General features: G+C 72.6%; 16 protein-coding genes. 9 read left to right on the top strand and 7 right to left on the bottom strand.

The features are described 5' to 3' along the window. The first annotated feature begins 4 nt into the window (after nt 1–4). A complete protein-coding gene (locus tag HJD23_RS27730; RefSeq protein WP_240980828.1) occupies nt 5–280 on the top strand; it encodes a hypothetical protein in 276 nt (91 codons plus the stop codon). A 180-nt stretch (nt 281–460) separates the two neighbouring features. Next, nucleotides 461–967: a hypothetical protein gene (locus HJD23_RS27725; RefSeq protein WP_232107663.1), complete on the top strand. Its 507-nt coding sequence runs from the start codon at nt 461–463 to the stop codon at nt 965–967. Here HJD23_RS27725 and HJD23_RS27720 read toward each other — a convergent pair. Beyond that, nucleotides 957–1,445, bottom strand: coding sequence for a DUF1203 domain-containing protein (locus HJD23_RS27720; protein ID WP_171116396.1), 489 nt, complete (start codon nt 1,443–1,445; stop codon nt 957–959). The genes HJD23_RS27725 and HJD23_RS27720 overlap by 11 nt on opposite strands. 112 nt (nt 1,446–1,557) lie before the next feature. Here HJD23_RS27720 and pepN point away from each other — a divergent pair, with 112 nt between their 5' ends. After that, on the top strand, nt 1,558–4,140 hold the full coding sequence (pepN, locus tag HJD23_RS27715) for an aminopeptidase N (protein ID WP_171116398.1): 2,583 nt from the start codon (nt 1,558–1,560) through the stop codon (nt 4,138–4,140). A 99-nt stretch (nt 4,141–4,239) separates the two neighbouring features. Beyond that, complete coding sequence (locus HJD23_RS27710; protein ID WP_171134083.1) at nt 4,240–4,773, top strand: GNAT family N-acetyltransferase; 534 nt, start codon at nt 4,240–4,242, stop codon at nt 4,771–4,773. Nucleotides 4,774–4,811: 38 nt separating this feature from the next. Here HJD23_RS27710 and HJD23_RS27705 read toward each other — a convergent pair whose 3' ends face one another. From HJD23_RS27705 to HJD23_RS27695, 3 genes are all read right to left on the bottom strand, one after another. Beyond that, on the bottom strand, nt 4,812–5,711 hold the full coding sequence (locus HJD23_RS27705) for a LysR family transcriptional regulator (protein ID WP_171116402.1): 900 nt from the start codon (nt 5,709–5,711) through the stop codon (nt 4,812–4,814). Nucleotides 5,712–5,729: 18 nt separating this feature from the next. Further along, entirely contained in the window at nt 5,730–6,605 is an 876-nt protein-coding gene (locus HJD23_RS27700) for a DMT family transporter (protein ID WP_240980997.1), read from the bottom strand. A gap of 205 nt (nt 6,606–6,810) precedes the next feature. Beyond that, nucleotides 6,811–8,274 (bottom strand): FAD-dependent monooxygenase, encoded by a 1,464-nt coding sequence (locus HJD23_RS27695; protein ID WP_171116407.1) that lies wholly within the window; start codon nt 8,272–8,274, stop codon nt 6,811–6,813. A gap of 163 nt (nt 8,275–8,437) precedes the next feature. Between HJD23_RS27695 and HJD23_RS27690 the strand changes: the two genes are divergently transcribed. Beyond that, nucleotides 8,438–9,049, top strand: a complete 612-nt coding sequence (locus tag HJD23_RS27690) for a TetR family transcriptional regulator (protein WP_171116409.1) — start codon at nt 8,438–8,440, stop codon at nt 9,047–9,049. A 102-nt stretch (nt 9,050–9,151) separates the two neighbouring features. Here HJD23_RS27690 and HJD23_RS27685 read toward each other — a convergent pair whose 3' ends face one another. From HJD23_RS27685 to HJD23_RS44140, 3 genes are all read right to left on the bottom strand, one after another. Next, nucleotides 9,152–9,427 (bottom strand): hypothetical protein, encoded by a 276-nt coding sequence (locus tag HJD23_RS27685; RefSeq protein WP_171116411.1) that lies wholly within the window; start codon nt 9,425–9,427, stop codon nt 9,152–9,154. 92 nt (nt 9,428–9,519) lie between these two features. Beyond that, complete coding sequence (malQ, locus tag HJD23_RS27680) at nt 9,520–11,652, bottom strand: 4-alpha-glucanotransferase (protein WP_171116413.1); 2,133 nt, start codon at nt 11,650–11,652, stop codon at nt 9,520–9,522. 114 nt (nt 11,653–11,766) lie between these two features. Beyond that, on the bottom strand, nt 11,767–12,099 hold the full coding sequence (locus HJD23_RS44140) for a hypothetical protein (protein WP_240981029.1): 333 nt from the start codon (nt 12,097–12,099) through the stop codon (nt 11,767–11,769). A gap of 238 nt (nt 12,100–12,337) precedes the next feature. On the opposite strand from HJD23_RS44140, the gene HJD23_RS27670 reads away from it, so the two are divergent. The 4 genes from HJD23_RS27670 to HJD23_RS27655 all read left to right on the top strand — a co-directional run bounded on the left by HJD23_RS27670 (nt 12,338) and on the right by HJD23_RS27655 (nt 18,066). Next, the gene (locus HJD23_RS27670; RefSeq protein ID WP_206352704.1) at nt 12,338–15,373 is read left to right on the top strand and encodes a beta-N-acetylglucosaminidase domain-containing protein; all 3,036 of its coding nucleotides are present in this window, start codon (nt 12,338–12,340) and stop codon (nt 15,371–15,373) included. 118 nt (nt 15,374–15,491) lie between these two features. Further along, the gene (locus tag HJD23_RS27665) at nt 15,492–16,025 is read left to right on the top strand and encodes a PadR family transcriptional regulator (RefSeq protein WP_171116417.1); all 534 of its coding nucleotides are present in this window, start codon (nt 15,492–15,494) and stop codon (nt 16,023–16,025) included. Then, a complete protein-coding gene (locus tag HJD23_RS27660; protein WP_171116419.1) occupies nt 16,022–16,708 on the top strand; it encodes an ABC transporter ATP-binding protein in 687 nt (228 codons plus the stop codon). Before HJD23_RS27665 ends, HJD23_RS27660 begins: the two co-directional genes overlap by 4 nt. Then, the gene (locus HJD23_RS27655) at nt 16,705–18,066 is read left to right on the top strand and encodes an ABC transporter permease (RefSeq protein ID WP_240980827.1); all 1,362 of its coding nucleotides are present in this window, start codon (nt 16,705–16,707) and stop codon (nt 18,064–18,066) included. Before HJD23_RS27660 ends, HJD23_RS27655 begins: the two co-directional genes overlap by 4 nt. The last annotated feature ends 77 nt before the right edge of the window (nt 18,067–18,143 follow it).

Genomic DNA, 18,143 nt, shown 5'->3' with positions numbered 1-18,143 from the left:
CTCAGTGGACACGGACAAGACAGTCGAGAACCTGCGCGCCATGGCCGCGGAGGGCGCGGGTCTCCTCGCGATGATCGAGGCGCTCCGCAGCGATGAGACCTTCACACTGACCCCGTTGCATCTGCTGAGGGTCCTCAACGAGGCGTTCGGCATCCCCCTGCGGGAGTCCCGGACCCTGCTGGAGTTCTTCGACCCCGACCTGCGGCCCCTCGTACCGGACGCCGAGGCCGACCGGAGAGCCGCAGCGGTGCTGGCGCCCTACGTGTCGCGCGGACGGTAGCCGCCACAGCGGACGCCGCCTTGCGCCACACAGCCGCCCTGTCACCGGTGCAGCCCGCACCGGTGACAGGGCGGCGATATTGACCGTCTTCCGACAACTGGCTAGTTTCAGCCCGGTACTTGATCAAACAACGGCGGGGGGCTCGGATGCGCAGGCGTTCCGCCTGGAGGGGACCAGAGCATGACATTCCGCGTCCGTAATCTACTCATTCCCGGCGCGGTCGGCGCCGTTCTCGTGCTGGCGGCAGTGCCGTTCGCCTCGGCCGAGGACACGGCCACGCAGGCCGTGACACCGCCGTACGCCGTGGAGGACTTCAACTACCCCGGCGCCCAGAAAGTCCTGGAGACGAAGGGCATCCTGCTCAAGAGAGGCGACGGCCACATCGTCCTGGCCGACTGCGACTACAACCGCGACCAGATCCGCGTCATGACGGTCAAGGACGCGTCGGTGAACCGCGATGAGCTGTACTGCTTCGAGGCCAGCGGCACCAGCGGCTGGCTGACCTTGGAGTTGGAGAGAGTGTTCGCCCTGGAGACGGAGTCGCACCCGATCAGCGCGGACCTCGTCGGGACCACCAGCGGCACGACTGTGAAGGTCGACGTGGCGAAGAACGGGTTCAAGTCGGTCGGCGAGGGCACCGTTGACGGCGAGCGGTCCGTGCTGGTCGAGCTTCGCGTCACCGGCTGATCCGACCGAAGACCCTGCGCACCTCGTAGAGGAAACAGCCGTACTCGACGGCCCGGACGTGGACGAGCGCCACTTCCGGGTCGTCGAACGCGTTTGCTAGGGCTGCCTCGAAGCCGTTGTCGACCAGCCGTCCGCCGACGATGCGTCCCTCGGCCGAGTAGCGGCGGAGGGTGCGGTGGGCGTTGGTGAAGGGCAGGGCGCTCCCCTGAGGCCCCGGGCATTCCTCCGCATGGATGAAGACGGGGCCCTGTTCGTCGTACGCCCCCGGATCGGCCCCCGTCTGCGCGGCCCAGCGGCGCAGTGGGGCGTACGAGACCAGGGCGATCCGCTCCCCCGGCTCACTGCGGCGCAGGCAGCAGCGCAGCGGCGCCCCACCTTCCTCGTCCGTCACGGGAACCATCTCGCGTCCCGCATCGTCAGCAGAACGCAGCTCCTTCAGGACCGGCGGTTCGATCGGTCGTGCGATGTACGTCGTCATGGGCCCAGACTCGCGTGTGTCCGCCCCGCCCACCGGCGGGGAATGGACATCGCGTTCGCCGCAGGTCGCGTGGAAGGATGGCGCAACCGACACATAACGAGGAGATGACCGCGTGCCTGGCACAAACCTGACTCGCGAAGAGGCGCAGCAGCGCGCGAAGCTGCTCACCGTTGACTCGTACGAGATCGATCTCGACCTCTCCGGGGCGCAGGAGGGCGACACGTTCCGGTCCGTGACCACCGTGCGCTTCGACGTCGCCGAGAACGGTGTCGAGTCCTTCATCGACCTGGTGGCGCCGGCGGTCCACGAGATCACTCTGAACGGCGACCCCCTCGACCCCGGCGCGGTCTTCAAGGACTCCCGGATCGCCCTGCCCGGCCTGCTCCAGGGCCGGAACGTGCTGCGGGTGGTCGCCGACTGCGCGTACACCAACACCGGCGAGGGCCTGCACAAGTTCGTCGACCCGGTCGACGACCAGGCCTACCTCTACACCCAGTTCGAGGTGCCGGACGCCCGTCGCGTGTTCACGTCGTTCGAGCAGCCGGACCTGAAGGCGACCTTCCAGTTCACCGTGCGGGCGCCCGAGGGCTGGACGGTCATCTCCAACTCGCCCACGCCCGAGCCCAAGGACAGCGTCTGGGTCTTCGAGCCGACGCCGCGCATCTCGACGTACATCACGGCGCTGATCGTCGGCCCGTACCACAGCGTGCACAGCGTGTACGAGAAGGACGGCCAGTCCGTCCCGCTCGGCATCTACTGCCGTCCGTCGCTGGCCGAGTACCTCGACTCGGACGCGATCTTCGAGGTGACCCGGCAGGGCTTCGAGTGGTTCCAGGAGAAGTTCGACTACGCGTACCCGTTCCAGAAGTACGACCAGCTGTTCGTGCCGGAGTTCAACGCGGGCGCGATGGAGAACGCGGGCGCGGTGACCATCCGCGACCAGTACGTCTTCCGCTCGAAGGTGACGGACGCGGCGTACGAGACACGCGCCGAGACCATCCTGCACGAGCTGGCCCACATGTGGTTCGGCGACCTGGTCACCATGGAGTGGTGGAACGACCTGTGGCTGAACGAGTCGTTCGCCACGTACACGTCCATCGCCTGCCAGGCCGCGGCGCCCGCGTCGCGCTGGCCGCACGCGTGGACGACGTTCGCGAACTCCATGAAGACGTGGGCGTACCGCCAGGACCAGCTGCCGTCCACGCACCCGATCATGGCGGAGATCCGCGACCTGGACGACGTGCTGGTCAACTTCGACGGCATCACGTACGCCAAGGGCGCCTCCGTACTGAAGCAGCTCGTCGCATACGTCGGGCAGGACGAGTTCTTCCGGGGCGTGCAGGCCTACTTCAAGCGCCACGCGTACCGCAACACGCGCCTGACCGACCTGCTGACCGCGCTGGAGGAGACCTCCGGGCGGGACCTGAAGACCTGGTCGCGCAAGTGGCTGGAGACGGCCGGGATCAACATCCTGCGCCCGGAGATCGAGACGGACCCGAACGGTGTCATCACGTCCTTCGCGATCCGGCAGGAGGCGCCGGCGCTGCCCACGGGCGCGAAGGGCGAGCCGACGCTGCGTCCGCACCGGATCGCGGTCGGGCTGTACGAGATGGACTACGACGCCGGGAAGCTGGTGCGCGAGGAGCGCGTCGAGCTGGACGTCGACGGCGAGCTGACGGCCGTACCGCAGCTGGTGGGGCGCCCGCGTCCGAGCGTCGTGCTGCTGAACGACGACGACCTGTCGTACGCGAAGGTCCGCCTGGACGAGCAGTCGCTGGCCTTCGTCACCGACCACCTCGGCGACTTCGAGTCGTCGCTGCCGCGGGCGCTGTGCTGGGCGTCGGCGTGGGACATGACGCGCGACGCGGAACTCGCCACCCGCGACTACCTGTCCCTCGTGCTGTCCGGCATCGGCAAGGAGTCGGACATCGGTGTGGTGCAGTCGCTGCAGCGGCAGGTGAAGCTGGCGATCGAGCTGTACGCCGACCCGGCCGCCCGGGAGGCGCTGCTGACCCGCTGGACGGACGCCACGCTGGCGCACCTGCGCGCCGCCGAGCCGGGCGGCGACCACCAGCTGGCCTGGGCGCGCGCCTTCGCGGCCACCGCGCGGACGCCGGAGCAGCTGGACCTGCTTCAGGCGCTGCTGGACGGGTCGCAGACGATCACAGGCCTGGTCGTGGACACGGAGCTGCGCTGGGCGTTCGTGGAGCGGCTCGCGGCCGTGGGCCGCTTCGAGGAGGCGGAGATCGCGGGCGAGTACGAGCGCGACAAGACGGCGGCCGGTGAACGCCACGCCGCCACCGCCCGCGCCGCCCGCCCGACGCCGGAGGCGAAGGCGGAGGCCTGGGCCTCGGTCGTCGAGTCCGACAAGCTCCCGAACGCCGTCCAGGAGGCGGTCATCTCCGGCTTCGTCCAGACGGACCAGCGGGAGCTGCTCGCGCCGTACACCGACAAGTACTTCGAGTCGGTGAAGGGCGTGTGGGACTCCCGCTCCCACGAGATGGCCCAGCAGATCGCGGTGGGCCTGTACCCGTCGGTCCAGGTCACCGCGCACACCCTGGCGAAGACGGACGAGTGGCTGTCGACCGCGGAACCGAGCGCGGCGCTGCGGCGGCTGGTGTCGGAGTCGGGGGCGGGCATCGAGCGCGCCCTGCGGGCGCAGGGGGCGGATGCGGCGGCAGGCGCCCAGGGGTAGCTCTGAGTTGCACGGTACGCCGACGGGGCGCCCGACGAGCTGAGCTCGGGGGCGCCCCTTGGCGTGGGCCCGGGATAGTGTCGGGATAGTGTGGCGATCATGGGGGACTGGGAGATACGGCCGGCGTCGGGGGCGGACGTCGAGGCGGTGGCCGAGTTGCGGGCCGTGGTGCTGCGGGGGGATCTGGAGCGGCTCGGGCGGTACGACGAGCGGCGGGTCCGGCAGCGGCTGCGGGACGGGTTCGTGCCGGAGCACACCTGGGTGATCGAGGTGGGCGGCACGTTCGCGGGCTGCGTGTCCCTGCGGCCGACCGAGGACGCCCACTGGCTGGAGCACTTCTACCTGGCCCCGCATCTGCAGGGCGCCGGCATCGGCGGTGCGGTGCTACGGACCCTACTGCAGCGGTGCGACCGCGACGGCGTCCTGCTCCGGCTGAACGTACTGCAGGGGAGTCCGGCCCGGCGGCTGTATGAGCGGCATGGGTTCGCGGTCGAATCCGAGGATCCGGTGGATGTGTTCATGGTGCGGGCGCCGGGCGGGGGTGGGTGGGGCTCCGGGGTCTGCGTAGGCGCGGGCAGTCGTACCGCTGGGGTGGCACGGGTGGGCGCAGCGGTGTCTCGTCGGTGCGGGTGAGCGGCACGGTCCCGGCAAGCACCGACGCCGAGCGTCTGTCACCCCAGCCCGGCCGCGACCTCCCGCAACGCCCCCAGCACCTTGCCCGCGGCACCCAGCTCAGCCCCCTTCCGCACCGCGGCCACCACATGCCGCCGAGGTCGCTCCATCGCCAACTCCCGCATCACAACGCCATCCGTCCGCACCTGCACCATCCGAGGCACCAACGCCACCCCCATCCCCGCCTCCACCATCGCCAGAATCGCCGTCCACCCGGCCGCCGAATGCCCCTGCACAGGCTGAAACCCCGCCGCCTCACAAGCCGCCCGAGTGATATCGGACCAGGGCCCGCTCCCCCCGAAAATCCACGGCTCGGCAGCGAGATCGGCAAGCCGCACCCCTTCAGCCCCCGCCAACGCATGCCCCCGGGGCAACGCAAGGTCCAACGGATCCGACAGCAACCGCACGACACCGAACCGCCCATCCGCAACCGTCGGCGCCTGCGCCGCCAACGACAGCGCCACGTCCACCTCCCCCGCGGCCAGCAACTCGTACGCCTCCCCCGCCTCCACCTCCCGCACCCGCACGCTCACCCCGGGATGCACCGCACGCAGCGCCCGCACGGCCGGTACGACCAGTGCCGGTACGGCGGTGGAGAAGGCGCCCACCCGTACCTCACCGGCCTCGCCCTGGACGTACGCCGCCAACTCGGCGTCCGCCCGCTCCAGTTGCTCGAACACCGCCTCCGCATGCCGCAACACCAGCCGTGCCGCATCGGTGAGCCGCACCCGCCGCCCCTGAGCCTCCAGCAACGGCACCCCGAGTTGCCTGGACAGATTGGTCAGCTGCTGCGAAACCGCCGAGGGCGTCATCCGCAACGCCTCGGCGGTCGCGGTCACCGTCCCCCGCTCCCGCAACGTCCGCAGGATCTGCAGCTTCCGGATGTCCCACTCGACCATGGAACGGAAACCTACAGCTCAGCGCCGCCCGGCAGCCCCGAGCACGACCCCGCCCACGATCAGCACCATGCACAGCGCCTGCCCCCACCCGGTCCCCTCGCCCAACAGCATCCACGAGAGCAGGGACACGCACACCGGCTGCAGGTAGTAGACGGCCCCGGCACGCGCCGCCCCGACCAGCGCGATCGCCTTGTTCCACGCGAAGAAGGCGACGGCGGACGAGACGATCCCGACGTAGAGAAGAGGCAGCACCGTCTCGTACGACGGCTCGAAACCGCCCTGCACGGCGAGACTCACACCCTGTGCGGGCAGCAGCAGCACGGCGCCGACGAGGAAGGTGGTGAACAGGAAACCCGCACCGCCCAGCTCCGCGGGCCTGCGGCGCAACAGCGCGCTGTACGCCGCGAAGCAGCAGGTGGCGGCGATCATCCAGGCGTCACCGGGTCCGAAGTCGGCACCCTCACCGACCAGCAGCAGCACGCCCCCGCAGGCGATGAGCAGCCCGGCGACTCGGCGCCCACCGAACCGTACGCCGCTCGCGCGCTCGAACAACGCCATCAGCACCGGCGACGCGGCCATGATCACGCCCATGGTGGCGGCGGGTGTGGTGCGGCCCGCCTCGTTGACGAGAGTGTTGTAGAGGGTGACGCCGAGCAGCGAGGCCAGCAGGACGAATCCGGCGTGCCGACCGATCACCCGGCGCTGCCGCCAGGCCTGCCGGGCCCCGAAGGGCGCGACGACGACCAGCGCCACCACCCAGCGCCAGAAGGCGTGCTGAACGGGCGGGACGCTGTCGTGCAGGGCACGGGAGGTGACGAAGCTGCCGGACCAGACGAGGGTGGCGAGCGCGGCGAGGGCGAGGCCGACGGCAGGGGCGGCGGCGTTCCTGGGGATCGACGCGCTGAGCGCCGTACCCCTCGTGTGGGAGTAAGAGGAGGAAGAGGAAGGGGAGGTCCGGTCGGGGGCTACGGCCACGGAGGTCCTTTCGCTGGTCGGTGATCACGTCGTCGGATCCACCGTCCCAGCGAGCCACTCATCAGGTCCATCGAAACTTTTCGACCATTCTTTTCAGGGAATCTGAATAATCGGCCCGGGGCGTTCAGCCCAGGTGCGCCGTCAGGGCCGCCTCGATTGCGGCGGGGGTGGCGGAGTCGGTGGCCCAGGCGATGTAGGCGTCGGGGCGAATCAGGAGGGTCGTGCGGCGGGTGTCCGTCCAGTGGGCCACCGTCAGGTGACTGGTGCGGGGGGTGGCCGGTGGCTCGTAGGGGGCCGGGGTGATCAGGAGGTAGCGGCCGGTGCGGAGGGATTCGTAGAGGCGGCCGGTGGTGAGGGGGGCGTCGGGGGCACGGGTGCCGGTGAGAGGGTGGGAGCCCCGGGGGGCCTGGTAGCGGTAGCCGATACCGGTGACCTGGGCCATGACCTTGCGGCGTGCGGGGGCGGTCGCGTTGACGAACGCGGAGACCAGGGCGCGGGTGGCGCGCAGGACGGGGCTCTGCGCTCGGGCCAGGCGGACCAAGCCACCACTGCTGCGCAGCACCGCCTTGCCGACCGGGTGGCGTTCGGTCTGGTACGTGTCCAGCAGGCCCTGCGGTGCCCAGCCCTGGACGGTCGCGGCGAGCTTCCAGCCGAGGTTGGCGGCGTCCTGCAGGCCGGTGTTCATGCCCTGACCGCCGGCCGGGGAGTGGATGTGCGCGGCGTCGCCGGCGAGGAAGACCCGACCGACCCGGTACTGCGGCACCTGACGCTCGTCGCTGTGGAAACGGGACAGCCAGCGGGCGTCGTGCATGCCGTAGTCGGTGCCCAGGGCACGGCGGGTGACCTCCCTGACCTCGTCGAGGCCGAGCGGGGCGTCGTCGGCGACCTCGTGGCGGCGGTTCCAGCCCATGACGCGGTACCAGCCGTCGCCGAAGCTCGCGATCATCGCGAAGGCGTCGCCCGCGCCGTTGACGGTGAGGACGGTGTCGGGCTTCTCGGCGAGCCGGACGTCCGCGAGGAAGAGGGACCTGATGACGGAGACACCGGGGAAGGGCAGGCCGAGCGCGTGCCGGACGGCGCTGCGGTGGCCGTCCGCGCCGACGACGTACGCCGCGCGGTGGGTCACGACCGCGCCGTCGGCGCCGCGTACGTCCACGTCCACGCCGGTGCCGTCCTGGCGCAGGCCCACGACCTCGCTCTCGTGGGCGAACTCGACGCCGACCTCACGCGCCCGGCGCTCCAGCAGGCGTTCGACCTCGTACTGCGGGGTGATGAGCAGGAACGGGAAGCGGGAGGGCAGCGTGCTCAGGTCGAGCGAGAGGCGGCGGAAGAGGCGGAGCTCGGTGAGGGTGCCGCCGGTGGCGATCAGCGGGTCGGCGAGGCCGCGGGCGTCGAGCTGCTCCAGGGTGCGGGCGTGGACGCCGAAGGCGCGGGAGAGGTTGCTGATGCCTTGGGGTCGCTTTTCGAGGAGGGTGACGGGGACGCCGGCGTGGGCGAGGTCGCCGGCCAGGAGGAGGCCGGTGGGGCCGGAGCCGACGACGATGACGGAGCGGGGGGTTTGGGCCGAGGTTTCGGGGGTGCCGTTCATCTTGGCCTCCTGGTGCCAACGAGCGTTGGTCAACGATTGTTGGCAACGGTAGACGTCGAGGCGAGCGGCGTCAACGGCTGTTGGCCTACGAGCGTTGACCTACGCATGTTGGCCAACATGTGGACACTGGTTCACCCACACCCGTTGGCCTACACTCGTTGGCATGCCCGACACCCCGCCCACGCCACCCACGCCGCCACCCACGCCGCCGCCCCCACCAACCCCCCGCCGCTCCGACGCCACCCGCACCGCCATCCTCGACGCCGCCCGCGAGCGCTTCGCCGCCGACGGATACGAGCGCGCCACCATCCGGGCCATCGCCAAGGACGCGAACATCGACCCGTCGATGGTCATGCGCTACTACGGCAACAAGGAGGGCCTCTTCGCGGCCGCCGTCGCCGTCGATCTGAAGCTCCCCGACCTCGGCACAGTCCCCCGCTCCGACGTCGGCCGCGCCCTCGTGGCGCACTTCCTCGACATGTGGGAGGAAAACGAGGTACTCACCGCCCTGCTCCGGGTCGGCGTGACCAACCAGGCCGGGGCCGAGCGGATGCGGGGCATCTTCCGGGATCAGTTGCTGCCGGTTGCCCAGCAGGTCTGTCCCGACCCCGAGCAGGTACCGACGCGGGCCGCGCTCTGTGCGACGCAGGTGCTCGGGCTGGCGCTGACCCGTTACGTCCTGCGGTTCCCGCCCACGACGGCACTCGCCCGCCAGGAGATCATTGCCTGGCTGGCCCCCACCATCCAGCGCTACCTCACCGCGCCGAGCCCCTGACGCCCCGCCGCCCCCTGACACCGACCCCCGGACATACCGAAGGCGCCGGCCTCATCGACGTACGACGAGAACGGCGCCCTGGGGAGCGCTGGAGACCTTCGGTCAGGCCTTGGCGTCGGCCTTGGTCGTGATGTTGGACGTGGTCGTGTCCCTCCGCTTGTGGGACTTGTCCAGCACCACCACCAGGCCCGCGATCACCGCGAAGATCACGACCGGGGCAATCACGAACCAACCCAGCGTCTCGATGACGCTCAGGCCCGTGCCGGGGTCGTCGCCGTCGTCACGCGTGAGCGCGAGCGCGGGGGACGACATGAGCAGCATCATCAGCGTCGTACCGGCGGCCAGGGCGCCGGCGCGCAGGGCGTTCTTCTTGTCCACGGTGCCAAAAGTACCGAACGCCGGGTGGGGCCGCGCGCCCGGGGTCCCGTAAGCGGTGCCGTAAGCGGTGCGGACCCGCGACGAAGGGCCGCTCATCCCCGCTCGCGTTCCCCGTCGCTCCCACTCCCGGCGCCATCCTCCCCGGCGCCATCCCCCCGCACCGCCTCCACCAACGCCCGCAACCGCACAGAAGCCGCCAGCCCCTCCAACGTCACCACACGCCCCGCCGCATCCGCGATCGGCAACCGCCAGTTCGGATACTCGTCCCACGTCCCCGGCAGATTCTGCGGCCGCCGATCCCCCACCCCGTCGGGCAGCCACACGCCGATCATCCGGGCCGGCGTACGCAGCAGGAACCGGTGGACGGCCTGGACCTCGGCCTCCTCCTCCCCCGCACCCAGGCCGCCGCCCGTACCCCGCAGCAGACCGAGCCGGGCGAGCAGCGCCAGCCATTCCCCCGTATCGGCGGCCGCTTCCCCCCGCTCCACGTCCACAGGGCGGGTGAGCAGGCCGAGCCGGTCCCGGAGTTCGACGTGTTCGCCGGTCAGCCGGGCCGCGGTGGGCGGCAGGTCATGGGTCGTCGCGGTGGCCAGGCAGTCGGCGCGCCAGCGGTCGGGCGGCAGCGGACGGCCGTCGCCGTCCCAGTCCCGCTCGAACCACAGCACCGACGTGCCGAACACCCCCCGCTCCCGCAGCGCTTCCCGCACCCCCGGCTCCACGGTCCCCAGGTCCTCGCCGATCACCATCGCCCCGGCCCGGGAGGCCTCCAGCACCAGTACGGCGAGCATGGCCTCGGCGTCGTAGCGGACGTAGGTCCCCTCCGTGGGCGGCAGTCCCACCGGCACCCACCACAGCCGGAACAGGCCCATCACGTGGTCGATGCGCAGGGCGCCCGCGTAGCGGAACAGGCCGCGCAGCAAACCCCGGAACGGCGCGTACCCGGACTCGGCCAGCCGGTCCGGGCGCCACGGCGGCAGGCCCCAGTCCTGGCCGCGGGCGTTGAAGGCGTCCGGCGGGGCGCCCACGGACATCCCGGCGGCGAAGTACCGCTGCTGCGCCCAGGCGTCGGCGCCCCCGGGGTGCGCGCCGACCGCGAGGTCGTGCACGATCCCGACCGGCATCCCCGCCTCGCGCGCGGTGCGCTGTGCGGCGGTGAGCTGGGCGTCGGTGAGCCAGGCGAGGCGGGAGTGGAAGTCGACGCGGTCCATCAGCTCGCGCCGGGCGCGGGCGGTTTCGGCCGACCGCGGGTTGCGCAGACCGTCCGGCCAGGTGTGCCAGTCGGGCCCGTGCAGCTCGGCCAGCGCGCACCAGGTGGCGTGGTCCTCCAGGGCGTCGCCCTGCTCGGCGAGGTAGTCGCAGTAGGCGGCGCGTCTGCCGGGTCCGAGGGGGACGTCCGCCACGAGTTCCAGCGCTTCCCGCTTCAGCTCCCACACCGCGTCCCGGTCGATCAACGCGCCCTTCTCCAGCACCGACTCCCGCAGCCGGTCGGCCCGTTCGGCGAGCGCCCGCATCCGCTCGCGGTCGCCGACGTACGCGTACTCGGGGACGGCCTCGATCCGCAGATGCACCGGGTCGGGGAAGCGGCGGGAGGAGGGGCGGTACGGGGAGGGGTCGGTGGGGGCGCCGGGTACGGCCGCGTGCAGCGGGTTGACCTGGACGAATCCGGCGCCGAGGGAGCGGCCGGCCCAGGCGGTGAGTTCGTCGAGGTCGCCGAGGTCGCCCATGCCCCAGGAGCGCTGCGAGAGCAGGGAGTAGAGCTGGACCAGGAGGCCGTACGACCGTATCGCCGGCGTGGGCAGCCGGGGTGGGGCGGCGATGAGGTGGACGTCGGCGGTCCGGCCGTCGGGTGCGGTGGCGGTGAGGCGGTGGACGCCGGGCGGGAGGTGCTCGGCGCTGTCGCGGGTCTCGCCCTGCTCGGTCTCGATCCGCAACCGGGTGCCCTCGGGCAGCCCGGCGAGGGCTTCGGGCGCGGCGTCGCCCCAGCAGACGACGGTCGGTGGCAGCAGCCGTTCGCGCAGTTCCGCGCGGCGGGCGGCGAGCGCGGCACGCGTGGCCTCGGGTGTGCTCGCGTCGACGCCGAGTGCGGCCAGGGTCCGGGTGAGCGCGGCGGCCGAGGCGGTGACCGTGCGGTCCGGGGACGGGCTGTAGGAGGGGACGACGCCGTACGACTCCGCGAGTCGGCACAGGTCTTCGCCGGGAGCTTCAGCCGGGCGGGGTGCGCTCATCCACGACCTCGCGGGGTCGGTGTCCAGGGTGCGGTCATCCACAACCTCGCGGAGTCGGTGTCCAGGGTGCGGTCATCTGCCACCTCGCGGAGTCGGTGTCCAAGGCTCGGTCGGCTACGGCCGTGTGGAGTCGGCGTCCGGGACGGCGAGGGGTGGCTCGCTGGTGAGGGGTTCGGCGTCGGGCAGCGGGGGTTCGCTGGTCAGCGGCGCCTCGGTGCAGGCGCCCTCCGCGCTGAAGACGCACACATGCTCAAGATCCGGTTCGGCCGGATAAGCCCCAGCCCGGTCCCCGCCGACGGACGACGGCTCCGCCGGCCGCGGGAACGGCAGGCGTTTGGAACGGGGCGTGTCCCCGGGCGCCGAGGTGCGTTTGGAGCGGGCGCCTCCGTCGGAGCGGAGCGTGTCGTCGGAGAGGGCGGACAACAGAAGGTGTGCCGATGCGGCCACGGTGGTCTCCTTGTCGAGTCGAGTGGGTCATCGCAGCCCTACCCAATGAGCGCGAGGCCAGACGCCCCCAAGACGAAGAAGGTCCTTCTCATCACATTCCGTACGCGCCCACTCGCTCCAGGTTCCGACAAAACAGCAGATGACGGCCACTCCCGTTGACACTCCCCGCTACGGATGGTGGGCTCGATCTCTCCCTGACGCGGACATGGGAAGAGGCGGACGACAGCGAGGAGGGCCTGTGCGGCTGCGGCACGGACGGGGGGCGGTCGCGCTGGCGTTCGCCGTGGTGGCGGGGACCGGCACCGCCGGAGCCCTGGGCTCCACGCCCACCGCCCAAGCGGCCCCACTGGCCCCACCGAACCCATCCGCTTTCCTGACGGCCCCACCGACCCCACCCGCTTCCCTGACGGCCCCGGAGTCCCCCACCGCCGACGCGCCATACCCCTCCGTCTGGCCCCGCCCCCACTCCCTGCGCCGCACCGGCACCCCGGCCACCGTCACCGACGAGGTCGCCCTCCGGACCGGCCCGACGGCCGACCCGTACGCCGTCCAGGCCCTGCGCACCCTGCTACGGCAGGCCGGCGCCCGCCGGATCACCACCACCGGCGACCCGGTCCCGCCGGGCGTCCTCGTCGTCCGCGCCGGGACGCGGACCCCCGACCGTGACCTCCCCTCCGGCGGCTACGAGCTCACCGTCGACGGCGACACCGTCACCCTCACCGGCACCGGCCCGGACGGCCTCTTCCACGCCGTCCAGACCCTGCGCCAGCTCCTGCGCCCCGACGGCACGATCACGGGCGCGGCCGTCCGCGACTGGCCCGGCACCGCCGTACGCGGCACCACCGAGGGCTTCTACGGCGAACCGTGGACCCGCGAACAGCGCCTCGCCCAGCTGGACTTCATGGGCCGCACCAAGCAGAACCGTTACCTGTACGCCCCCGGCGCCGACCTCTACCGGCAGGCCCGCTGGCGTGAGCCGTACCCGGCCGGGCAGCGGGCGGAGTTCCGGGAGCTGGCGGAGCGGGCGCGGCGCAACCACGTCACGCTGGGCTGGGCGGTGGCCCCGGGGCAGGCCATGTGCCTGTCCTCGGACGCGGACGTCAAGGCGCTGACCCGGAAGATCGAGGCGATGTGGGCGCTCGGGTTCCGGGCGTTCCAGTTGCAGTTCCAGGACGTCAGCTACAGCGAGTGGCACTGCGAGGCGGACGCCGAGCGGTTCGGGTCGGGGCCGGAGGCGGCGGCACGGGCGCACGCGCGCGTGGCGAACGCCGTGGCGCGGTACCTGGCCCACCGCCACCCGGACGCCGCCGCGCTCACCTTGATGCCGACCGAGTACTACCAGGACGGCGCCACCGAGTACCGGCGGGAGCTGGCGGGCGCGCTGGACGCGGGTGTCCAGGTGGCGTGGACGGGCGTGGGGGTGGTGCCGCGCACCATCACCGGGCGGGAACTGGCCACCGCCCGCGAGGTGTTCCGGCACCCGCTGGTCACCGTGGACAACTACCCGGTCAACGACTACGCCGAGGACCGCGTCTTCCTCGGCCCCTACACCGGCCGCGAACCCGCCATCGCCGCCGGTTCGGCCGCCCTCCTCGCCAACGCGATGGCACAGGCCGAGGCCTCCCGCATCCCCCTGTTCACCGCAGCCGACTTCGCCTGGAACCCGCGCTCCTACCGTCCCCAGGAGTCCTGGCGGGCCGCCCTCGCCGACCTCGCGGCAGGCGACGAACGCCGCGCCGAGGCCCTGACCGCCCTGGCGGGCAACGACGCGTCCTCGGTACTGGGCGGGGAGGAGTCGGCGTATCTGCGGCCGCTGATGGAGGCGTTCTGGCGGGAGCGGACGGCCACGGACGGCACGGCGGTCGGGCGGGAGCGGGCGGCCACGGACGGCACAGCGGCCGGGCAAAAACAGCCGACCACGGACGGCACAGCGGCCGGGCAAAAACAGCCGACCACCGACGACACACCGGCCGAGCGGAAGCCCAAGCCCGCCCAGGACCGCCTCCGCGCCGCCTTCACGGTCATGCGCGAGACCCCGTCCCGCCTCTCCGGCACCCCGCTCGCCCTCGAAGTCACCCCGTGGACCCAGCAGTTGGCCCGCTACGGCGACGCGGGGCTCGCCGCGCTCGACATGCTCGAAGCCCAGCGCACCGGTGACCCGACGGCGGCCTGGACGGCGTACCGCACCCTCGGCGAGCTGCGCGAACGGCTGGGCGAAGCGCGAGTGACGGTCGGTAAGGGCGTGCTGGACCCGTTCCTGGCGCAGGCGCAGAAGGCGTACGAGAGCTGGGCGGGCCTCGACGCCGAGCCGGACGCGGACCGGGGCTACGGGGGCGACGGCCGTACCGTTCGCTTCCCGCACACCCGCACGCTCGCCACGGTGACCGTCCTGGCCGCCCCCGGCACGCAGGGGACCGTCGAGGCCCGGGTGCCCGGCGAGGGCTGGCGGCGGGTCGGCGCGCTGGACGCCTCGGGCGCCACCGAGCTGACCGCGCGCCTGCGCGCCGACGCCGTCCGCGTCACCGGCCCGGCGCCCGGCCGGGTACGGCATCTGGTGCCCTGGTTCGCCGACTCGCCCGCCGCCGCGCTGGAGTTGCCCGGTACGGCGGACGCGGAGATCGGCGGGACGCGGCGGCTGACCGCCCGGCTGAGCGCCCTCAGGCCCGCCGATGTGCGGGACCGGCTCACCGTCGATGCGCCAAAGGGCATCGAGGTGCGCGTCCCGGGCGATGCCCTGACGCTGCCGCGCGGGTCGTCGGTCGAGGTGCCGGTCGAGGTGATCGTCCCGGAGGGGACGCCGCTGCGGGCGTACGACATCCGGCTCGCGTTCGGCGAGGTGTCCCGCACCCTCACCCTGCGTACCTTCCCCCGGACCGCCGGGCCCGATCTGGCGCGCACCGGCAGCGCCCGTTCCTCGGCCGACGAGACGCCCGACTTCCCGGCGTCCGCGGCGAACGACGGGGACCCGCGGACGCGCTGGTCGTCGCCGGTGGAGGACGGCGCCTGGTGGCAGGTGGAGCTGGCCCGGCCGGTGCGGCTCGGGCGGGTGGTGCTGCACTGGCAGGACGCCCATCCGTCGGCGTACCGGATCCAGGTCTCGGCGGACGGCCGCCGCTGGCGTACGGCCGCGGTGGTGCGGGACGGGCGCGGCGGCCGCGAGGAGCTGCGGATGGACGAGCGGGATGTGACGTACGTACGCGTGCAGGGCGAGAAGCGGGCGACGGCGTACGGGTACTCGCTGTGGTCGGTGGAGACGTACGCGGTCGCGGACTGAGGCACGCTGTTCACCCCACCGGACAATTTCCTGGACCGAATTCCATGGACCGAATTCCCTGGATCGAATTTCCTGGCCGCTATTCACTCAGTACATATACTCAGTACATACTGATCGCATGAGCACCCGCCACATCCTGCTCGGACTGCTCGCCACCGGTCCCAGCCACGGCTACGACCTCAAGCGACGCCACGACGAACGCTTTCCGCAGGCCCGGCCACTGGCCTACGGGCAGGTGTACACGACCCTGCAACGACTGGTCCGCGACGGACTGGCCGAGGTCGACGGCACCGACGCCGACGGCGGCCCCGAGCGCACGCTGTACCGCCGCACGGCGGACGGGACGCGGGAACTGGCGCGCTGGGCGGGCGAGATCGCGCCGCCCGCGCCGTTCGTGACGAACGAGATCTTCGCCAAGGTCGTCGTCTCGATCCTGTCCGGCGGCGATCCGGCGGCGTATCTGCGCGCCCAGCGGACCGCCCACATGGAGCGCATGCGGGAGCTCACGGCGGTCAAGACCGGCCCGGGCGCCGATCTCACGACCGTGCTCTCGGCGGACTACGCCCTCAACCACCTCGACGCCGACCTCCGCTGGATGACCACCACGGCGGCCCGGCTCACCACCCTGACCGCGGAGGTCGACTCAGCATGAGCAACCCAGAGCCGCTGCTCGCGGCCCGTGACCTCACCAAGGCGCACGGCAGGACCGAGGCCCTGCGCGGCGCCTCGGTCGAGCTGCACGCCGGCGAGATCCTCGCCGTGACCGGCGCCAGCGGCAGCGGGAAGTCGACGCTGCTGCACTGCCTCGCGGGGATCGTCCGGCCCGACGGGGGTTCGGTGTCGTACGGCGGCGAGCGCGTCGACCGGCTGCCGGAGCGGCGGCTGAGTGAGCTGCGGCGGACGGAGTTCGGGGTGGTGTTCCAGTTCGGGCAGCTGATTCCCGAGCTGACCGCCCTCGACAACGTGGCGCTGCCCCTGATGCTGGGCGGGGCCGGACGGCGGGAGGCGCGGGAGCGGGCCGGGGAGTGGCTGGAGCGGTTCGGGGTGCGCGGGCAGGGGGAGCTGCGCCCGGGTGAGATGAGCGGCGGGCAGGCCCAGCGGGCCTCGCTGGCGCGGGCGCTGGTCACCGGGCCGAGGGTGGTGTTCGCGGACGAGCCGACGGGCGCGCTGGACTCGCTGGCGAGCGAACAGGTGATGACGGCGCTGGTGCACACGGCCCGCGAGGCGGGCACGTCCGTGCTGCTGATCACGCATGACGCCCAGGTGGCGGCGTACGCGGACCGGGAGGTCCGGCTGAGTGACGGCGTCGTGGTGCCGGTGGGGGTGACGGCGTGAGGAGTGTCGGCGCTGCTGGACTGGGGTCCGATCTGCGGCTGGCCTGGCTGCTCATCCGTGGTTCCGACCGGCGGGAGTGGTGGCGGGTCGGGCTCACCGTGGTGGGCGCGGGGCTGGCCACCGGGTTCGCGCTGGGCGCGGTGGCGATCGCTTCGCTGGAGGGGCAGTACAGCGTCGACTTCGGCAACGGTCTGCTGAACCAGCCCGGGGAACGGGCGGGGGTCGTCGTCGCGCTGATGATGCTGCTGATCCCGGTGCTCGGGTTCCTCGGGCAGTGCTCCCGTGTCGGCGCCGTGCACCGGGACCGGCGGCTGGCCGGGCTGCGGCTCGCGGGTGCCGCACCGGGGCAGGTGCGGCGGATCGCGGCGCTGGAGGCGGGGCTCGCCTGTCTGGCCGGGTCGGTGGCGGCGACGGTCGCCTCCGTCGTGGTGGTGCTGGGGGTGTGGCAACGGCCGCCGGTCATCGTCTGGGCCGGGTTCGTGCCGGCCGCGGTGGCCGTGCCGGTGCTGGGGGCGCTGGTGAGTGCGCTGGCGTTGCGCGGGGTGATCGCCTCGCCGCTGGGCTGGGTGCGCCGGGTGCGGACGGCGCGGCGGCCGGGGCGCGTGCTCCTGGTGGCGGCCGCGGCACTCGCGGTGCTGCTGGTCACCGCTCTGCTCTCGGACGAGGGCGGTGCTCTCGGGCTGGCGCACGGCCCGCTGACGGTCTTCTTCGCCGTGCTGCTCGTCGGGGCGGGCGCGATCTGGCTGTCCGGTGCCTCGGCCCGGCTCACCGGCGCCTTCCTCGCCGCCCGGACCGGCCGGCCGACGGTGCTGATCGCGGCGGAGCGTCTGCGCGACGACCCCTGGGCGGCGGCCCGCACGCACGCCGCGGTGCTGCTGGTGACGATCGTCGGCACGGGATTCATAGGCGTGCGGCAGGCGCTGCTGGCGGCGCTCGACGCCGAGCAGCCGCTGGCCGCGAGCCGCTCCTTCTACACCACCGGCCTCGACCTGACCGCCGCCGCGATCGCGGTCGCCCTGCTCATCACCCTGTCGGCGCTCGCCGTCGGCACCGCCGAGTCCCTCGCCACCCGGCGCCGGGGCCTGGCCGCGCAGACCGCCGCCGGGGTGCCGCAGGCGGTACTGGGCCGGGCGCTGCTGCTGGAGACCGCGCTGCCACTGGCGCCGGCGATGCTGCTGGCGGGCGTCGGCGGCATGGTCATCGCCACCTGGTACGCCGCGCTCACCGGCAGCGGCGCACTGCCCTGGGCGGCGCTGCTGGCACCGGCGGGGGTGTACGGCGCGTGCCTGCTGGCGGCGGCCACCTCGCTGCCGCTGCTGCGCCGGTCGGTGCGGCCGGGCGAGCTGAGGTACGTCTGAGGGCACGCGTGCTCACGGGACCGGGGTGGACGGGGGTCTCCCCGGTCCCGTACGAGCACCTGTTCGGGACATGCAAA

The organism is Streptomyces sp. Z423-1, from assembly GCF_013009255.1.
Classification (GTDB): domain Bacteria; phylum Actinomycetota; class Actinomycetes; order Streptomycetales; family Streptomycetaceae; genus Streptomyces; species Streptomyces gossypiisoli.
This window is presented reverse-complemented; position numbering and strand designations above follow the sequence as displayed.